This is a genomic window from Dactylosporangium sp. NPDC000555, assembly GCF_040300025.1.
In the GTDB taxonomy this organism is placed as follows: Bacteria; Actinomycetota; Actinomycetes; order Mycobacteriales; family Micromonosporaceae; genus Dactylosporangium.
In genome coordinates, this window is sequence record NZ_JBEPDB010000204.1 from 1 (window position 1) to 1,400 (window position 1,400).

General features: G+C 69.7%; 2 protein-coding genes. One reads left to right on the forward strand and one right to left on the reverse strand.

Annotated features, from left to right (window positions below; genetic code table 11):
• Positions 1 to 283 precede the first annotated feature (283 nt).
• Entirely contained in the window at positions 284 to 703 is a 420-nt protein-coding gene (locus tag ABT297_RS43025) for a P-loop nucleotide/nucleoside kinase family protein (protein WP_350559997.1), read from the reverse strand.
• A 20-nt stretch (positions 704 to 723) separates the two neighbouring features.
• On the opposite strand from ABT297_RS43025, the gene ABT297_RS43030 reads away from it, so the two are divergent.
• On the forward strand, positions 724 to 972 hold the full coding sequence (locus ABT297_RS43030) for an aldo/keto reductase (protein ID WP_502885730.1): 249 nt from the start codon (positions 724 to 726) through the stop codon (positions 970 to 972).
• Positions 973 to 1,400 lie beyond the last annotated feature (428 nt).

The following is a 1,400-nucleotide window of genomic DNA, read 5'->3' on the forward strand; positions in this document are numbered from 1 at the left end:
GTCGCGCGAGGCGCGGCGCGTCAGGCGGCCTGGGCACTGTCCGGCGGCGCCGAGCCACCCCAGTGGCCAGTCGCGGCCGAGGAGATCGCCGCCCCCGCCACCCCGGAGGTGCACGAGCGCTACGCCGACGTCCGCCAACGGGCGCTACGGCTGCTCACGTAAACAGGACAGAGCGCGTCGGGCCGAACGCGACGGCGCCGGGTCCCAACCCAGGACCTGACGCCGCCACCCGCGTATAGCTTCTTCGTCCCGCCGCTCCTGGTGGTCGTCACGCTGAACCAGGTCACGGGGAGATCGGCTCGCGCAAGGCGTCCACCAGAAGTTCGTAGGTCTCCTGCACCGCCCCCACGGGGCTCGGCACGACAGGTCCGCCGCCCAGCTCGATGAGACGGTGGTGGTGGCGAATCCACGGGTCGTCGCTGCCCTGGGCGCGGCGGTTGAACCGATCGATCGCCGCTTCCCGGTCGTCGAGCAGGACGACTTCGCGGAAGCCCGCCCCGTGCTCGCGCGCGAGCTTCTCGAACCCCGCGATCTCGTCGACCCTGGCGAAGTACTGGGGCAGGACGACATCGCGCCCGCCGCCCAGGTGGGTCGTCGCCATCGCCCGGACCAGGGACGACACGACCGGCCAGGTGTCGGTCTCCTCGTCCTGCCACCCGCCGACCAGGTGGTGCAGGCGGCACCGGTCTCTGGGCCGCGGCACTTGGCGAACACCGCGAGGCGGTGGAAGGGTACGAGAGATTCTGCGCCGAAATCGGCAAAGAGCCTGCCCAGGTCGCGCTGGCGTGGCTGCTCGCCCAGGACGGAGTGACCGGGCCGATCGTCGGACCGCGGACTATCGAGCAACTCGACGGCGCGCTCGGCGCACTGACGATCACTCTCGACGGCGACGCGCTCGCGACACTGGACAAGCTCTTCCCCGCACCCGCGCCCAACGGAGCCAAACCCGCGCCCGAGGCGTACGCCTGGTAACCCACATCGCGTCTACTCGGACTCGATAACAGCATCCGCTATTCGGCAGCTCATGGCGCGCAGGGACGGCGGCATGAGCGTGCACCATTTGACATTATGGACTGCCGTTCGGAGCGGTGGTCTCGGTCGGGTTCCGGGATAATTACATCCATGGGGCAGCTGGGATTGTTTTCAAGGGCGGAGTTGGCTGCCATGCGTGATCGCACCAGGTCACGTCGCTATTCCCCAGCGAAAGAGCAGTTCCGTCGGGAACATGCGCGGCATCGAGACTGGGGCCTGGCCAGACGTCACGCCGACAAGCTCCGCCGTGCCCGCGGTGACACCCCGCCAGCGGTCAGCGACCAGCGCGGTGGATCGGTGCAGGGGCCGGTGCCGCCCTCGCCGCCTCCGCCGGTCACGCCGCCTGACCAGGCACAGCCTGACCAGAC